A 16,706-nucleotide genomic window follows, 5' to 3' on the forward strand; every position below is an offset into this window, starting at 1 on the left:
TGTCGCCCCCGAATGATCAAGGCAGTCAGCAGGCGCACCTTTGGCGACGAACGCGTACACACGCGCCCCCGGGAGAATTCGATCAGAGGGTAGGTGACGCTGCCACCAACACCGGCATGCCCGAAAAGGTGCCCTGTGAAAGAACAATGGCCGCGCGCCCAGTGGAACGGGCAGCACGGCCATCGAAGTGGTCCGGGGTCAGTCGGCGGAGTCCTGCTCCTCCATGCCGATGATGCCGACGATGCGCTCCAGGTCGTCGACTGACGCGAACTCAATGGTGATCTTGCCCTTGCTCCGACCGATGTCCACCTTCACCCGGGTGTCGAATCGGTCGGAGAGGCGATCAGCAAGGTCCGTCAGAGCCGGCGCGTGCGGCTTTGCCCTACGGGTCGCCGGAGCACTCTTGGTCGTACCGCCCTCGGAGGCGGCGAGCTTGACCAACTCCTCGGTGGTCCGGACCGACAGCCCCTCCTTCACGATCCGCTCGGCCAGCTCCGCCTGCGCGTCGAAATCGTCGAGGCCGAGCAGTGCACGCGCGTGACCAGCGGAGAGCACACCGGCCGCGATCCGCCTCTGGACCTGTGGCGGCAGGTTCAACAGCCTGATCGTGTTGGAGATCTGCGGACGGCTCCGGCCGATCCGGCGAGCCAGCTCGTCGTGGGTCGCCCCGAACTCCTCCAGCAACTGTTGGTACGCGGCCGCCTCTTCCAGCGGGTTCAGGTTGGCCCGGTGGATGTTCTCCAACAACGCGTCGCGGAGCATCGCGTCGTCCCGGGTCTCCCGGACGATCGCCGGGATCGCCTCGCGGCCGACCGCCTGCGCCGCACGCCAACGGCGCTCACCCATAACGAGTTCGTACTGCTCGTCGTCGAGGCGGCGTACGACGATCGGCTGAAGGAAGCCCACCTCCTGGATCGAGGTCTTGAGCTCCTCCAGGGCCTCCTCGTCGAAGATCTGCCGAGGCTGCTTCGGGTTCGGCACGATCGAGCCAACCGGGATCTCCGCGAAGTGCGCTCCCGGCACGGGGGCCAACTCGGGCACGGGTTCGATCGCCGGTTCGGGTTCGTACGCTTCCGGAACCGCCGGAGTGACCTCACCCTCGGCGGGGATCGGGGAGGTGCTTTCGATCCGGTCCGTGACGTCGTCCTCTGCGATCGCCACTCCGGACGCTGGCATCGGGGCAGTAGGGATCAGTGCCCCCAGACCCCGACCGAGCCCGCCCCGCGGACGGTTCTTCATCCCACGCCTCCCACCGAATCAAGCGTCCTATGCATTCCGGCCGACGGGGTCCTTGACCCCGCGCTCCGCGATCTCCTGAGCCGCCTCGAAGTAGCTCGTAGCGCCCCGCGAACCGGGATCGTAGGTCATCACCGACTGACCGTAGCTCGGAGCCTCGGATACCCGGACGTTACGAGGGATGACGGCCTGGAGCACCTTGTCGCCGAAGTGGTTCCGAACATCCTGCTCGACCGCGTCAGCGAGCCGCGTACGGCGGTCGTACATCGTCAGCAGGATGGTCGAGACGTCGAGGGTGGGGTTCAGGTGCTGCTTCACCAGGTTGATGTTGTTGATGAGCTGGTTCAGTCCCTCCAGCGCGTAGTACTCGCACTGGATGGGAATCAGAACTTCCTGGGCTGCGACGAGCGCGTTGACCGTCAGCAGTCCGAGCGAAGGCGGGCAGTCGATGAAGACGTAGTCGAACTGACCCGGGTACGCCGCGATCGCCCGGCCCAGCCGAGACTCCCGGGCCACGACGGAGACGAGCTCGATCTCGGCACCGGCCAGGTCGATGGTCGCCGGCACACACCAGAGGTTCGGGATGCCCTCGACCGCCTGGGCCACCTCCGCGAGGGGGACGTTCTCGATCAGGCAGTCATATACGTCAGGGACGCCAGCGTGATGCGGGACGTTGAGCCCGGTCGAGGCATTGCCCTGCGGGTCGAGGTCGACAACCAGTACACGATTGCCGTGCAGCGCGAGTGCGACCGCAAGGTTGACCGTGGTGGTGGTCTTTCCCACGCCGCCCTTCTGGTTCGCGACACACATGATCCGCGTCCGGGTGGGGCGGGGCATGTTCACCTCGCCGCTCGGGTTCAGGATTTGCACGGCGCGCATTGCCTCCATAGCCAAGGGGGGATCATCCTCTTCCCGAGACGTGGTTTCACGTGAAACGTACGCGTCCCCACCCGGATCGTCCGGGAAGGGTCCCGCCGAGGGCGGGGGCGTGTCTGTCGCGGCGACTTCCGCTGGGGCCGGCTCGCCGAACGGTGCGTCAACACCGATGGCTGTAGCCGACCCAAGTGTCTCCGCCGGTGGGTAGGTCGACAAAGCCGGTATCGCCGCGGACGGCGACGGCTCGGCGGGCGCCTGTTGTGGAACGTGTAGGCGGTCGGAGGATGCCAGCTCCACGGGTCGCTCGGGCGACGACGCTGGATTCACGGGCGCCACCTGTCTCGCTTCTCGGTTCGACCGATCACTTCGCCGTTGCGGAAGGCCGTACTCCCCAACGGGAGGAGCTTCCGGGCTCGGCGCCGAAGGCGTCCGAATTCGGCTGCCAGCAGCCCAGCCCTCGTAATCGGTTTCACGTGAAACATGGGCGCCATCGGAATGATGGCCCCTGGGGTCGGTTATCCCTTGATCGTCATGCCTACCGTTGTCATGCACCGTGTCATCCCTGCCAGCTTCGGACGGGTCGGCACCGCCAGCGCCCACAACATGCGCGCTTCCGGTTGTAGCCTACGGCCCGGCGAGAAACGGCAGGGGCCCACAGGGCCGCCGGCCGCCGCCCGGTCCACACTATCGACGCGCGGCCAGCCTACGACCGATAGGCCGACGAGACCATGGCTGCGGACAACGTCGACCGGGCGGCCGACAATTACACCTTGCCGAACGAGGCGGGCCGCCACGAACGAAGCCCCGTCACATCGAGCTGGTCGCCGCCGGGGCCGTCGCCGCCAAGGCATCATGCCGGGGCCGTCGCCGCCAAGGCATCATGCCGGGGCCGTCGCCGCCAAGGCATCATGCCGGGGCCGTCGCCGCCGAGGCCGTCACCGCCAAGGCATCATGCCGGGGCATCACGCCGGGGCAGGGCGGCCGGGGGCAGGGAGACAACGACTGCTTCGACTCGGAATGGATGGGTCCGAGAGACGAAGCGCACCGACCGCCGCCCGGATCGAGCCGATGATGGTTCGAATGGCTCGATCGCGGCGACCAGAGACCGGTTCGAATACGGCGACGGACCCGAGTGCTTCGAGTGGCCACGGGTTCGAGTGGTCCGAGCCTGCGGCTGGTCTCATGCCAAGTGCCAACGGCGAGACTGGCGAGCGAGCCCGCGTTTGCCGTTTACGACTCGTCGACCGGAGCGGCGGCGGAGTCAGCGACGTCGGGCGCGACCTGCGCCACGACGATCCGGCTCGGTACGAGTGGCGGCCCGACGGGTCGACCGTGCCGTACGCGAACCGGACGGTCCGACCGCCCGCTCCCGTACGATCTCCACCACCGTCGTCGCCGGGTCGAGCAGTCCGACGCCACACTGGTGGAGAACCGGATGCCCGCCGCCGAGCCGGGCGACCGCCACGGCGTGGTCCACGATCTCCTCGCCGGCGGACGATCCCTTCATCGCGAGCACTCGTCCGCCGGGCGCGGCGAGCGGCAGGCACCAGCCGGCAAGCCGATCGAGCGGTGCCACCGCCCGCGCGGTCACCACGTCCGCCAGCGCCAGGTCGCCGCCGATCCCGCCGCCCGCCACTTCCTCCGCCCTGGCACGCAGCACCGTGACCGAACTCTCCAGCCCGAGCGCGCTCACCGCCTCGGTGAGGAAGGCGGTCCGACGAGCCAGCGGCTCCACGAGCGTCACCGACAGGTCCGGACGGGCGATGGCGAGCACGATGCCGGGCAGACCGGCTCCCGAGCCGACGTCGACCACCGACCGCCCGACCGGAATCAGCTCGGTGACGGCCGCGCAGTTGAGCAGGTGCCGCTCCCAGATCCGAGGTGCCTCGCGTGGTCCGATCAACCCTCGGACCACGCCGTCGGTGGCAAGCAGTTCCGCGTACGCGACGGCCAGGTCGAGCCGTTCGCCGAAGAGCGTCTGCGCGGCGTCGGTGAGCTCGGCCGGAAGCGGGACAAGCGCACGGTCGACGGTTCCGCCCGTACCTGCCGGTCCGGCCGAGGTAGGCAGTTCGCCACCAGCGCTGGAGGAGACATCGTTGGAGGAGGCGTCGTCCGAGTCGGGGCGGTCAGGAAAAGCGGGCGGCCCGGGTGGCGTGACACCACCCGGGCCGGCAGCGGCACGAGCCGCAGGGTCGTACGTCATCGGCCGGTCAGGCAACCGGTCGGACGACGATGCGCCGGTTGGGCTCGACGCCCTCCGACTCGCTTTCGACACCACTGATGGCGTTGACCACGTCGTGTACGCACTTGCGCTCGAACGCGGACATCGGCTCGAGCCGTACCGACTCGCCGTGCTCCTTGACCTTCTCCACCGCGTTCTTCGCCACTGCGGCGAGCTCCTTGCGCCGGTTCGCCCGGTAACCGCCGACGTCGAGCAGCAGCCGGCTCGGCGTGCCGGTCTGCCGGAAGACGGCAAGCCGAGTCAGCTCCTGCAGCGCTTCGAGCGTGGCGCCGCGCTGGCCCACCAGCGGTTGCAGCCGACCACCCACGACCTCGACCATCGGACGACCGGCCGACACCAGCTCGTCGATGTCGCCGTCGTAATCGAGGATGTCCAGCAGTCCTTCGACGTAGTCCGCGGCGATCTCGCTCTGTCGGAACAGGTCGGCGTCGCTGGCACCCGTCGCGGACTTGCCGCTCTCCGTCCGCGCCTCGGCACCGTTGTCATCGGTGGCGTCGTCGATGTTGTCGTCGACTTCGAGCTGTGTGTCAACCGTGGCCGGTTCGGTCTCCTCAGCGAGGGTCTGCTCGGCGCGCGGAATGCTGGTGTCGGTCACGGTCTCATCTCCGTACTCGCTCGGCCGGACCTGTACGGTCCGCTGGTTCCCGGGCCCGGCGGGAGGTCGCCGAGTGCCACGGGCACGTCTTCTCGGGCAGTCTTGCCCGCAACCGCGACGATTCGCGGCGGAATCCGGATCCGGCGCCGGGCGCGCTGGCGGCGGCCTGGACCCGGGACTCCTGCGGGCTGCCGACGGGAACAGCCGCCGGCAGCCCGATAGCTCAACCCTGACGCTTGGCCGGACGGCCCTTCTTCGGATTCACCGGCTTCGCACCCGGCTTGGGTGCGAGCGCCTTGGTGTCGACCGCTGGCTTTGCCTGCGGCTGGGCGCCGTTGGCCTTGGTCCGGCCGAAGAGCCCGCTCGGCTTCGCCTGCGGGGCGGCCTTGCTGCCGGTGCCCGGACGGTTGTTGTTGCCGGTACGAGCGGCCGTTCCGGTACGGGAGGACGAGCCGGTGGTCAGGTTGGCGGTGGGCGGCGGCGGGTACTTGCGCAGCACCCACTGCTGCTGGCCGAGGGTGAAGAGGTTGTTGGTGACCCAGTAGATGATCACGCCGATCGGGAAGATCGCGCCGGAGATCAGCAGCGAGGCCGGGATGCCGTAGAGCATCAACCGCTGGATCATGCGCTGCTGCGGGTCCTGGGCCCAGCCGGTCTTGAGAATCATCTGGCGGCTGGTCAGGTAGGTGGTCGCCATCATGATGAGGACCAGGATGCCCGCGATGACCTTGACCGTGGTCGGGTTCGCACCGAGGTTGCTCAGTTCCGCCGCGCTGGACCCGAACCGACCCGAGATCGGCGCGGTGAAGAGCTTCGCGTTGGACGCGCTGTTGAACTGGTCCAGGGTCCAGCCGTAGATCGTCGGCTGCGGGTTGTCCGGGTTCAGCCGGCGGAGCACGTGGAAGAGTCCGAGGAAGACCGGGATCTGCAGGAACATCGGAAGGCAACCCATCAGCGGGTTGGCCTTCTCCTTCCGGTACAGCTCCATCGTTTCCTTCTGGAGCGTCTCCCGGTCACCCTTGTGCTTCTCCTGCAGCGCCTTGATCTGCGGCGCGAGGGCTTGCATGGCCCGCTGCGACTTGATCTGCTTCACGAAGACCGGGAAGAGGATCACCCGGACGGTGATCACCAGGAAAATGATCGAGAGGATCCAGGCCCAGTTCGTACCGAGGGCCGCTGTCGCCGGCACCCCGATCGCGTCCCACGCGGAGTGCCAGATCAGCAGGATCCACGAGATCGCCCAGTAGATCCAGTCGAGACTCAATTCGGGGCTCCAGTCACGTCGGCATGTCGGCGGCCGCCCGGCTCCGGCACCGGGTCATATCCACCAGGGTGGAAGGGGTGGCAGCGCGACAGCCGCCAGACCGCGAGACCGGTTCCCCGGAGGGCACCGTGCCGCGTCACCGCTTCAAGGGCGTATGCGCTGCACGACGGGTAGAACCGACAGCGGGCCGGCAGCGCCGGGCTTATCCAACGACGGTACGCGACGATGGCTCCTGCCAGCACGCGGGCACCGAGTGTGGTGGGTCGGGACCGCCCGGTGACCCCACTCATTCCGACCGCCGCCCGGGGCGGCGGGGACGTCGGGCCGCACTGATCGCACCGTCCAGGTCGGCCGCCAGCCGGTCGTACGACAGGTCGCCGGCACCGGGCAGCGCGCGTACCACGAGGGTTGCGCCGGCCGGGAGATCGGCGAGCCGGTCCCGGACCAGGTGCCGCAACCGACGGCGGACGCTGTTCCGGACCACCGCCGGGCCGACCGCCTTGGACACGACAAAGCCGGCGCGGGCCGGGGCGGAGTCTGGCTCCGCGCCAGCCGGACGCACCGGCTCTGGCGTTGCTGATTCGGGCGATGACGTGGGAGGTAGGTCGAGGTGCACCACAACCGCGCCCCGGCCGGCACGTCGTCCGGCGCGGACCGCCACGGTGAAATCACCGCTACGCCGCAGTCGCTGCGCGGCCGCCAGCACGACGTCTACATTCCGGACCGGCCCGGTCGACCGTCAGGCCGACAGGCGGTCGCGGCCCTTGGCGCGCCGGGACGAAAGGATGGCGCGGCCGGCGCGGGTACGCATGCGCAGCCGGAAGCCGTGGGTCTTCGCGCGCCGGCGGTTGTTCGGCTGGTAGGTGCGCTTGCTCACGTCAGGCTCTCCGTCTTCGTACGAACCCCGGTCGGTCGACGTCGGGGTCGGGTGGTGGTCCGCCACAGGCCGCCACACCGGGTGACCCGTGGTCGATTGCTGCCCGTGGTTGATCACTGCACGTGGTGCACGGACCGGCGTGACGCGGTATGGAGACCGCGGACAGCAAGCACCCATCACCCTAGCAGAGGGCGAGAGAGCAGCCGTTCAAGCCTACGCACGGCCCCGATGACCGTCAAACATCACCGAAACGCCCCCCAGGAAACGGGCAGCGCGGGACGACGGTGATCGAAGGGGCGGTTTTCGCCGATCTCCGCTCGGCCCGCACCGGTTCGACGGTTGAAGCGTTGTGGAGAACGCTGTTAGCGTGCCCGTTTGCCGGTCAGCGTCAGGGGGCTCTGTTGTCGCTGCTGGGCAAAACTGGACAAGCTGGTCGATCGTTCGACAGGTGAACCCGCGTCAGCACTGGTTCGACCGGGGGCAGGTCGGACAGGGGTCCGGCGGGGAGCCACAATCAGTCGATACACAGGTTGTGGATAACTTGTGGACGACGGTTCTATCAGGCGCCGAGGCATGTCAGGTCGTGCCTGTTCGAGAGCGGTGGCAGGCCCGGAACGGTCGACTGGCGAGACAGCAGCGGCGGCCGGGAACGCAGAGGCGATGGGGGTGGCGCGACGGTGGCCGACACGATCGACCTTGCCGCGGTATGGCTGGCCGCAACCGATGATCTCGCCGACGAGATCATTTCAGCACAGCAGCGCGCCTATCTCCGCCTCACCCGCCTGCGCGCCATCGTCGAGGACACCGCGCTGCTCTCCGTGCCGGACGCCTTCACCCGCGACGTCATCGAGTCCCGCCTCCGCCCGGCCATCACCGACGCGCTCTCCCGCCACCTCGGCCGGCCGATCCAGGTCGCGGTGACGGTCCGGCCGCCCGAGGACAGCCAGGGTCGCCCCACCGGCACCCTTTACGGCAGCACCCCCAATCCCGGCCCGAGCGGGTACGCGCCCGGCCCGGTGCCGAGCGGCTACGGCCCGACCCCCGCGCCGGGTGGATTCCCGCCCGGACCCCCGACGGACGGACCACGCGACGCCGGCCCGACGAACGGACCCGCCGAGCGGGTGCCCACCGGTTCGGCCCAGTTCCCGTCCACGCCGGTCGAACCGAACCGGATGGGCCTGATCCCGAACAGTCGCGACGGCGGACAGGACACCCTGTTCGGCGCCGGGTATCCCGACCACCAGGGCTACCCCGAGCAGTCGTACGCCGAGGCCGCCTACCCGGAGGGGAGCTATCCCGACCCGGGCCGCCCGGCCGCACCGCACCAGGAGCGGCGCAACCTGGACGACCGCACCGACCGGCTCGGTGGCAATCCGCACGGCCTCGACCCCCGGCAGCTCGAGCAGCGCTACCGCGACGACGTCGGTCCCGACGTCGTCCCGCGGGGTCTGCCCCGGGACAACGGGACGGACAGCGGACCCGGCCGGGGCAGTGCGCCGATCGACCACCGGCCCGGCGTACGGGACGACCGGCGGCTGGGCTTGGAGAACGGCAACAGCGGCGGCAACCGGCTGAACCCGAAGTACATGTTCGAGACCTTCGTCATCGGCTCGTCCAACCGGTTCGCGCACGCCGCCTCGGTGGCGGTCGCCGAGTCGCCGGCCAAGGCGTACAACCCGCTTTTCATCTACGGCAGCTCCGGGCTGGGCAAGACCCACCTGCTGCACGCGATCGGTCACTACGCCACCACGCTCGGCAACGCTCGCTCGGTGCGGTACGTCTCCACCGAGGAGTTCACCAACGACTTCATCAACTCCCTGCGCGACGACAAGACCAGTGCGTTCCAGCGTCGCTACCGCGATGTCGACATCCTGCTGATCGACGACATCCAGTTCCTGGAGAACCGCGAGCGGACCCAGGAGGAGTTCTTCCACACCTTCAACACCCTGCACAACGCGAACAAGCAGATCGTGATCAGCTCCGACCGCTCGCCCCGCGACCTGGCCACCCTCGAGGACCGGATGCGGACCCGGTTCGAGTGGGGGCTGCTGGCCGACATCCAGCCACCGGACCTGGAGACGCGGATCGCGATCCTCCAGAAGAAGGCGGCCCAGGAGCGGATGTACGCCCCTCCGGACGTACTGGAGTTCATCGCGTCGCGGGTGTCCAACTCGATCCGGGAGTTGGAGGGTGCCCTGATCCGGGTGACCGCCTTCGCCAGCCTGACCCGGGCCACCGTCGAGTTGTCGCTCGCCGAGGAGGTCCTGCGGGACTTCATCCCGGACGGCTCGGGTCCCGAGATCAACGCTGACCAGATCATGGTTTCCACCGCCGACTACTTCGGGGTGAGCCTGGAGGACCTGCGGGGTCAGTCCCGGTCCCGGGTGCTGGTGAACGCCCGCCAGGTCGCCATGTACCTCTGCCGCGAGCTGACCGAGCTGTCGCTGCCACGGATAGGTCAGGCGTTCGGCGGACGGGACCACACCACCGTCATGCACGCCGACCGCAAGATCCGCCAGCAGATGGCCGAGCGCCGGTCGCTCTACAACCAGATCGCCGAGCTGACCAACCGGATCAAGCAGAACACCTGAGCCCCAGCCGGGGTCGCCAGCGCACGAACCGCGTGCCGCGTGCGTACCGGCCGACTCACCTCACCGGGACGCCGATCCCGCCCGCCCGTCCACCGCGCCGCGCCGGCAAGGCCCGGTACGTCGCCGGATCGGCTTGGTCGGCCCGGTCCTCGACCCCGGATCATGCGCCCGGTTGCCGGTACCCGGTAGCGACGTACCCGCCGTACCGATCCACGTACCGATCCACAGGTTTTCCGAAACGGTTTCGGCGTCGCCGGAACCGGGTACGAGCGACGACCGGCCCGGTACGACGAGCGGTGGGCGGTGGATAGCCACAGGTTTTCCACACCTAGTTATCCACCGTCGGTGGACAACCGGTAGTGGCGATCTCCCCGACGATCCACAACCTGTGGACAACTTCTGGGGAAACCGCTGTGGACAGACACTCTCCGTAACCGAGTTATCCACCGACGGCCGCTCGCTGTGGATCGCCTGTTGAAGGTTCTGGGGACGGTGGTGATCGATACGGATTCGACTGTCCCCAGCCCTGGGGAGAAACCCGGTGGAGAACCGGTGGACAACCGGTGGATAACCGTGGACAACTGTGTACGGCCGACCGCCTGTGGATCAAAGGCCGGGTTTTACCCCAGGGTTTCCACAGCGAACCCACCGGTGGATAATGCTCTGGCCTGGCCAAACGTCGCTCATCCACAGTTTGCACAACACCGATGAAGACGATGAGTTTTATCTCTAAGACAACAAAAACCAATCATCACCGTTGGGCATTCTGTGGATTCACCTGATCGACTCACCGAAGATCCGCATCGAGACCGAACTACCGGGGTCGGGTGCATAGCCGATGACATCGCGGCCTAAGGTGCGATGGGGATCCGCACGGTTGGCCGGGCGGGCAGGCGCCACCCGGCATGAGACAGTGGTCGCTGACGTCGACGCGGAGGCAATGGCATGAAGTTCCGAGTGGAGCGCGACGCGCTCGCCGACGCCGTGGCCTGGACGGCCAAGAGTCTGCCGAACCGGCCCTCGGTGCCGGTCCTTGCCGGGGTGCTGCTGCGGGTCGCCGATGGCAGCCTGCACGTCTCCGGGTTCGACTACGAGGTGTCCAGCCAGGTGACGGTGGATGTACAGGCGGACGCGGACGGCGCCGCCCTCGTCTCCGGGCGGTTGCTCGCCGAGATCACCAAGGCGCTGCCGGCCAAGCCGGTGGACATCGCCGCCGTCGGCTCGCACCTGGAGCTGGTCTGCGGCAGCGCCCGCTTCACCCTGCCGACCATGCCGGTCGAGGACTACCCGACGCTGCCCGAGATGCCGGCCAGCGCCGGCACCATCGACGCCGCCGCGTTCGCCTCGGCGGTCGGCCAGGTGGCCGTCGCGGCCGGTCGGGACGAGACCCTGCCGATGATGACCGGGGTCCGGATCGAGCTGAACGGCAGCACCCTGTCGATGCTGGCGACCGACCGTTACCGGCTCGCCCTGCGCGAGATGCAGTGGCAGCCGGACGACCCGGAGATCAGCCTGAACGCGCTGGTGCCGGCGAAGACCCTGAACGACACCGCCAAGACGCTCGGCCCGATCGGCGGGCAGGTGACCATGGCGCTGGCCCAGGGCGCGGCCGGCGAGGGCATGATCGGTTTTGCCGGTGGCACCCGGCGTACCACCAGTCGCCTGCTCGACGGTGCGAACTACCCGCCGGTCCGGTCGCTCTTCCCGAGCAGCCACAACGCCGAGGCCCGGGTCACGGTGAGCACCCTGATCGAGGTCGTCAAGCGCGTCTCGCTGGTCGCCGAGCGGACCACACCGGTGCTGCTGAGCTTCAGCTCGGACGGGCTCGTGGTGGAGGCCGGCGGCACCGAGGACGCCCGGGCGAGCGAGGCGATGGAGGCGACCTTCACCGGCGAGGCGCTGACCATCGGCTTCAACCCCGGCTACCTGATCGACGGGTTGCAGAACCTGGGCGCCGCGACGGCGCTGTTCTCCTTCGTCGACGCGTTCAAGCCTGCGGTGATCTCCCCCTCGGGGGAGGACGGGGAGATCATCCCCGGTTACCGCTATCTGATCATGCCGATCCGGGTCACCCGCTGACCCAAGCCGGCAAGTAACACAAAGGGGAAACGGAAATGCAAATCGGCCTGGTAGGGCTCGGTCGGATGGGCGGCAACATGGCAGAACGCCTGCGCGCCGCCGGACACGAGGTGGTCGGTTTCGACCGTGACCCCGGGGTCACCGACGTGGCCACTCTGACCGAGCTGGCCGAGAAGTTGGCCGCACCACGGGTGGTCTGGGTGATGGTGCCGGTCGCCGTCACCGAGGCGACCATCGACGAGCTCTCCGGGGTGCTCTCCGCGGGCGACATCGTGATCGACGGGGGCAACTCCCGGTTCAGCGACGACGCGCCGCGGGCCGAGAAGCTGGACCGGTTCGGCATCGGCTACGTCGACGTCGGCGTCTCCGGCGGCGTGTGGGGTCGGCAGAACGGCTACGGACTGATGGTCGGCGGTGCGAGCGAGCACGTCGAGCGGCTGATGCCGATCTTCGAGGCGCTGAAGCCGGCCGGCGAGTTCGGCTTCGTGCACGCCGGCCCGGTCGGCGCCGGGCACTACGCCAAGATGGTGCACAACGGCATCGAGTACGGCCTCATGCACGCGTACGCCGAGGGCTACGAGCTGATGGCCGCCTCCGAACTGGTGACCAACGTGCCCGGCGTGATCAAGTCGTGGCGTGAGGGCACCGTCGTCCGCTCGTGGCTGCTCGACCTGCTCGACCGCGCGCTGGACGAGGACCCGGAGTTGGCCAACCTGCGCGGCTACGCCGAGGACACCGGCGAGGGGCGCTGGACCGTCGAGGAGGCGATCCGGCTCGCGGTGCCGATGAACGTCATCGCCGCCTCCCTCTTCGCCCGGTTCGTGTCCCGGCAGGACGACTCGCCGGCGATCAAGGCGGTGGCCGCGCTGCGCAACCAGTTCGGTGGCCACGCCGTCCACAAGAACTAGCGAACGGTGTACGTCCGCCGGCTCGAGCTGGTCAACTTCCGCTCGTACGAGCGGGTCGAACTGGATCTGGAGCCGGGCGGAAACGTCTTCGTCGGCGCCAACGGGGTGGGCAAGACCAACCTGGTCGAAGCACTCGGCTACGTGGCGACCCTGGCCAGTCACCGGGTCGCCACCGACGCTCCGCTGGTCCGGATCGGCGCGGGCTCGGCCGTACTCCGGTGCGCGATCGTGCACGACGGGCGGGAACTGCTGGTCGAGCTGGAGATCGTCCCGGGCCGGGCCAACCGGGCCCGGCTGGGACGGTCACCGGTGCGCCGGGCCCGGGACGTGCTCGGCGCGCTGCGGCTGGTGCTCTTCGCTCCCGAGGACCTGGAGCTGATCCGGGGGGATCCGGCCGAGCGGCGGCGGTACCTGGACGACCTGATGGTCACGAGGCAGCCGAGGTTCGCCGGGGTTCGGGCGGACTACGAGCGGGTGGTCAAACAGCGCAACGCCCTGTTGCGTACGTCGTACCTGGCTCGTAAGACCGGCGGCTCGCGGGGCGGCGACCTTTCCACCCTGGACGTCTGGGACGCACAACTGGCCAGGCACGGGGCGGAACTGCTCGCCGGGCGGCTCGAACTGGTCGCCACCCTGGCCCCGCACGTGAGCAAGGCGTACGACGCGGTTGCCGCCGGTCGCGGCGCGGCCGGGATCGCGTACCGGCCCTCGGTCGAGTTGCGCGATCCGGCGCCGGACCGACCGGCGCTGGAGGCGGCGCTGGCCGCCGCACTGGCACAGGCTCGTCCGAACGAGGTGGAACGGGGCGTCACGCTGGTCGGGCCACACCGGGACGAGTTGGCGCTCACCCTCGGTCCGATGCCCGCCAAGGGGTACGCCAGCCACGGTGAGTCCTGGTCGTACGCGCTCGCCCTGCGGCTGGCCGCGTACGACCTGCTGCGGGCGGACGGCATCGAGCCGGTTCTCGCGCTCGACGACGTCTTCGCCGAGTTGGACGCCGGTCGACGGGAGCGGCTGGCCGAGATGGTCGGCGGCGCGAGTCAACTGCTGGTCACCTGCGCGGTCGACGACGACGTGCCACGACTGTTGCGCGGCGCCCGGTACGCGGTGTCGGAAGGAGCGGTACGCCGTGGCGAATGAGCCCAGGCCCCGGCCGACCGAGGGGACCAAACCAGCCAACGGGTCGAAGCGGGGCGCTTCGGGGTCGGCGAAGTCGGTGGTGCCGCCGGAGCAGGCGCCCTCGTCCAGCCAGGCATCCCAGCCGGGCCCGGGGCGGTCCCAGACGACGCCGGAAGCGTCGGCTCAGGCGAGCGGCCCGGAACTGGCCCGTGCCGTACTCGACGCGGCCCGCGCCCGTCGGGAGGCCAACCGCCCGCAGCGGCGCAACCGGCCCGGCGCGGACGGCACGGGTGCCGAGGGCGACGACGGGCAGGGCCGCCGCCGGCTGCGGGGCTACTCCGGCCCCGGTCCCGACCCTCGGGACCCGCAACTGCTCGGCACCGTACTGGCTCGCCTGGTCAAGGCCCGGGGTTGGCAGCAACCGACGGCGGAGGCGACCGTCTTCGGTGCCTGGGAGCGGGTGGTCGGGCCGGACATCGCCAAGCACAGCCGCCCGGTCAAGCTGGAAGAGGGCGAGCTCACGGTCGAGGCGGAGTCGACCGCGTGGGCGACGCAGCTACGACTGCTGGCCGGCTCGCTGTTGCGGCGGATCGCCGGCGAGGTCGGCCATAACGTGGTTCGGAAACTGCATATCCATGGGCCGACCGCACCGTCGTGGTCGCGCGGACCGCGACGGGTGCGGGGGCGTGGCCCTCGGGACACATACGGCTGACCGCTGCCGCGCCACGTAGCCGCAGGGCTGCCCGACGGACGACCACCGCCTCCACCGGGGCCGCGACCGTCGCGGCTGCCACGCTCCGGCGTTGCCGGGCCAGCGCCACCCCGGCGGCGGCCGAGGCGACCGCCGCGACCGTGCCGGCCAGGACCAGGGTCTGGCGGGGGCCGGAGTGCTCGGAGAGCCAGCCGAGCAGCGGTGCGCCGACGGCGGCGGAGATCGAGCCGGTCACCCCGACAGCGGCGAGCACCCGCCCCCGCATCGCCCCGGCGGTGTCGAGCTGGGCCCGGGTGCCGACGGTGGTATCGATGATCACGGCGGCGGCTGCGATCGGCAGGATGAACGCGGCGAAGGTCCATGCGCCCGGGGCCAGCCCGGCGAGGATCTGGAGCAGGCTGCCCAGAATGCCGGCACCGACCAGGATGCCGTAGCCCAGCTCCCGACGCTGGGCGGCGACCAGCGCACCGATCACGGTGCCGATCGCGAAGACGGTCGAGAGCATTCCGTACCCGGAGGCTCCGGCGCCGAGCGGGCCGTCGCTCATCGCCGCCATGGTCACCTGGTAGTTGCGGCCGAGGCTGCCGAGGACGAAGGCGAGGGCGAGCATGGTCAGCACCACCGGCTGCCCCCGCAGGTACGCGAAGCCGGCCCGGACCCCGCCACGTTCGGTGGAGCGCCCGGAGCGCCCGGAGCGGGCCGACCCCGGTTCGGGGCTCGTCACCGCTGCTGCGGTGATCGCTGGCGCCGCTTCGGGCGAGTGCAGGTCCCGTTCCCGGATGGCGAAGAGTGCCAGCACCACAGCGGCGAAACTGATCGCGTTGACGACAAAGAGCGGGGCCGGGCCGGCGGCGGCGACCAGCACGGCGCCGACACTCATGCCCAGGATCCGACCGGCGGAGTTGGTGAGCGAGCCCAGAGCGAGCGCGTTGCCGAGGGTGGCTCGGTCGACCAGGGTCGAACCCCACCGGCCCATCACCGGGCCCTCCACGGCGGAGACCGCGCCACTGACGAGGGAGATCGCGTAGATCACCGGCAGTCCACCCGTGTCCGACCAGGCGACCGCCGCCAGCCCGAAGGCGAGCGCGGTGTGCATCACCTGGGTGCCGATCAGCAGGGGCCGGGCACGCAGCCGGTCGGCCAGGGCGCCGCCCCAGGTGCTGAGCAGCAGGCTGGGCAGCGCCTGGAGCAGGATTGTCCAGCCCATCGAGGTGACCGAACCGGTCTGCTGGAGTACGAACCAGTTGACACCGAGAACCTGCATCCAGGTGCCGATGACCGATACGAAGCCGGCGCCGGCCCAGATGCGGTAGTTGCGATGGCGCAGTGCAGCGAATGTGGCGCGCATGGCCGCGTGCCGACCCCCCTCGGACGGCGGCGCCGAGCACCCACCAGATTCCGGTTGGTCACCGACCGTCGGTGACGACCCGCAATACTGGCTCGCTCTGTAGCTAAACCATTACTTCTGGTGGTCGACCTCACGCCGCCGACGGTCGTACGGGTGCGTCCTCACCCGCCAACGGCGCGCGTACGCGGTGCGGGGCGGTACACGAGAACCGCGGCGTCAGAACGCTGGAACGGGGCGACCGGCCCGCTCAGGAGTCGGCGTAGACGGCAAAGCCCCGGTCGGCGCATCGGCGGTAGAACCCGGCCAGCACGCTCAGCTCCGAGCGGACGAAGCTCCACTGCGGGGCGGCGCCGGATTCGTCACGCAGCGCGTCGAGTCGGGTGTCCAGCCAACGCAACTGCTGCTCGGCGAGCCGGCCGTCGGCCAGTGCCGCGCGGAGCACGGCGCCCACCGTGTCGAAGGTCACCAAATCGCCGTGTTGGCGATGCCCGTCGACGAACCGCTCCAGGCCGCCGGCTATCCACGCGCAGCCGTCCGGGTCGATCACCGGGTCCTCGTCCTCCGCCGCCGCCTCTGTGGCGTACAGCACACCATCGAGGCCGAGCAGCAGATCGACCAGTTCGGTGTACGCGGTCGCCCGGACCGTACCGGTCTTGGCGATGTGACCGGCCAGCGCGGCGGTCGGCGCGGCGACCTCGGGCGCGTCGGCGAGGTCGCCGAAGTCCACGAAGTCGGCCGGGGCCACCGGGTCGTAGAAGCGGCCGGTACGCGGCCAATGCACCGCGACGTTGTCCAGCCCCATCGAGCGTCACCCTCCTGAGCACATACCGAGCCGGCCGTCCGAGGCACGGAGACAGCG

At 69.7% G+C, this 16,706-nt stretch carries 14 protein-coding genes and 1 pseudogene; 5 read left to right on the forward strand and 10 right to left on the reverse strand.

Annotated features, from left to right (window positions below):
* Positions 1–198 precede the first annotated feature (198 nt).
* The 8 genes from ACI2K4_RS19650 to rpmH all read right to left on the reverse strand — a co-directional run bounded on the left by ACI2K4_RS19650 (position 199) and on the right by rpmH (position 7,090).
* A complete protein-coding gene (locus ACI2K4_RS19650; RefSeq protein ID WP_404513136.1) occupies positions 199–1,239 on the reverse strand; it encodes a ParB/RepB/Spo0J family partition protein in 1,041 nt (346 codons plus the stop codon).
* Between the two features lie 27 nt (positions 1,240–1,266).
* A complete protein-coding gene (locus ACI2K4_RS19655) occupies positions 1,267–2,664 on the reverse strand; it encodes an AAA family ATPase (protein ID WP_404513137.1) in 1,398 nt (465 codons plus the stop codon).
* Between the two features lie 709 nt (positions 2,665–3,373).
* Positions 3,374–4,315, reverse strand: coding sequence for a 16S rRNA (guanine(527)-N(7))-methyltransferase RsmG (rsmG, locus tag ACI2K4_RS19660; protein ID WP_404513138.1), 942 nt, complete (start codon positions 4,313–4,315; stop codon positions 3,374–3,376).
* Between the two features lie 7 nt (positions 4,316–4,322).
* Entirely contained in the window at positions 4,323–4,856 is a 534-nt protein-coding gene (locus tag ACI2K4_RS19665; protein ID WP_404513403.1) for a protein jag, read from the reverse strand.
* Positions 4,857–5,172: 316 nt separating this feature from the next.
* A complete protein-coding gene (gene yidC / locus ACI2K4_RS19670; protein WP_404513139.1) occupies positions 5,173–6,213 on the reverse strand; it encodes a membrane protein insertase YidC in 1,041 nt (346 codons plus the stop codon).
* Positions 6,210–6,503, reverse strand: a complete 294-nt coding sequence (yidD, locus tag ACI2K4_RS19675) for a membrane protein insertion efficiency factor YidD (protein WP_404513140.1) — start codon at positions 6,501–6,503, stop codon at positions 6,210–6,212. Before yidD ends, yidC begins: the two co-directional genes overlap by 4 nt.
* Entirely contained in the window at positions 6,500–6,919 is a 420-nt protein-coding gene (gene rnpA / locus ACI2K4_RS19680) for a ribonuclease P protein component (protein WP_404513141.1), read from the reverse strand. The genes yidD and rnpA overlap by 4 nt, the downstream gene beginning before the upstream one ends.
* A gap of 33 nt (positions 6,920–6,952) precedes the next feature.
* Positions 6,953–7,090 (reverse strand): 50S ribosomal protein L34, encoded by a 138-nt coding sequence (gene rpmH, locus ACI2K4_RS19685; RefSeq protein WP_404513142.1) that lies wholly within the window; start codon positions 7,088–7,090, stop codon positions 6,953–6,955.
* A 677-nt stretch (positions 7,091–7,767) separates the two neighbouring features.
* On the opposite strand from rpmH, the gene dnaA reads away from it, so the two are divergent.
* The 5 genes from dnaA (at position 7,768) to ACI2K4_RS19710 (ending at position 14,499) form a co-directional block, all read left to right on the forward strand.
* Positions 7,768–9,681 carry a chromosomal replication initiator protein DnaA gene (gene dnaA / locus ACI2K4_RS19690; protein ID WP_404513143.1) on the forward strand — a complete coding sequence of 638 codons (1,914 nt, stop codon included), beginning with the start codon at positions 7,768–7,770 and terminating at the stop codon, positions 9,679–9,681.
* 945 nt (positions 9,682–10,626) lie between these two features.
* A complete protein-coding gene (gene dnaN, locus ACI2K4_RS19695; RefSeq protein ID WP_404513144.1) occupies positions 10,627–11,760 on the forward strand; it encodes a DNA polymerase III subunit beta in 1,134 nt (377 codons plus the stop codon).
* Between the two features lie 35 nt (positions 11,761–11,795).
* Positions 11,796–12,668 (forward strand): phosphogluconate dehydrogenase (NAD(+)-dependent, decarboxylating), encoded by an 873-nt coding sequence (gene gnd, locus ACI2K4_RS19700; protein WP_404513145.1) that lies wholly within the window; start codon positions 11,796–11,798, stop codon positions 12,666–12,668.
* A gap of 6 nt (positions 12,669–12,674) precedes the next feature.
* Complete coding sequence (gene recF, locus ACI2K4_RS19705; RefSeq protein WP_404513146.1) at positions 12,675–13,808, forward strand: DNA replication/repair protein RecF; 1,134 nt, start codon at positions 12,675–12,677, stop codon at positions 13,806–13,808.
* A gap of 76 nt (positions 13,809–13,884) precedes the next feature.
* The gene (locus tag ACI2K4_RS19710; protein ID WP_404513404.1) at positions 13,885–14,499 is read left to right on the forward strand and encodes a DUF721 domain-containing protein; all 615 of its coding nucleotides are present in this window, start codon (positions 13,885–13,887) and stop codon (positions 14,497–14,499) included.
* Positions 14,500–14,713: 214 nt separating this feature from the next.
* On the opposite strand, the pseudogene ACI2K4_RS19715 reads toward ACI2K4_RS19710, so the two are convergent.
* Both ACI2K4_RS19715 and ACI2K4_RS19720 read right to left on the reverse strand, forming a co-directional pair.
* A pseudogene (locus ACI2K4_RS19715) lies at positions 14,714–15,847 on the reverse strand (MFS transporter); the annotation flags it as partial.
* Positions 15,848–16,094: 247 nt separating this feature from the next.
* A complete protein-coding gene (locus ACI2K4_RS19720) occupies positions 16,095–16,649 on the reverse strand; it encodes a hypothetical protein (RefSeq protein WP_404513147.1) in 555 nt (184 codons plus the stop codon).
* Between the last annotated feature and the right edge of the window lie 57 nt (positions 16,650–16,706).

The organism is Micromonospora sp. NPDC050397 (genome assembly GCF_044901685.1).
GTDB lineage: Bacteria > Actinomycetota > Actinomycetes > Mycobacteriales > Micromonosporaceae > Micromonospora_G.

Coding starts and splice junctions, on each gene's coding strand:
- ACI2K4_RS19650 (WP_404513136.1), bottom strand. CDS start 1,239: ATGAAGAACCGTCCGCGGGGCGGGCTCGGTCGGGGTCTGGGGGCACTG.
- rsmG (WP_404513138.1), bottom strand. CDS start 4,315: ATGACGTACGACCCTGCGGCTCGTGCCGCTGCCGGCCCGGGTGGTGTC.
- yidD (WP_404513140.1), bottom strand. CDS start 6,503: ATGAGTGGGGTCACCGGGCGGTCCCGACCCACCACACTCGGTGCCCGC.
- dnaN (WP_404513144.1), top strand. CDS start 10,627: ATGAAGTTCCGAGTGGAGCGCGACGCGCTCGCCGACGCCGTGGCCTGG.
- gnd (WP_404513145.1), top strand. CDS start 11,796: ATGCAAATCGGCCTGGTAGGGCTCGGTCGGATGGGCGGCAACATGGCA.
- ACI2K4_RS19720 (WP_404513147.1), bottom strand. CDS start 16,649: ATGGGGCTGGACAACGTCGCGGTGCATTGGCCGCGTACCGGCCGCTTC.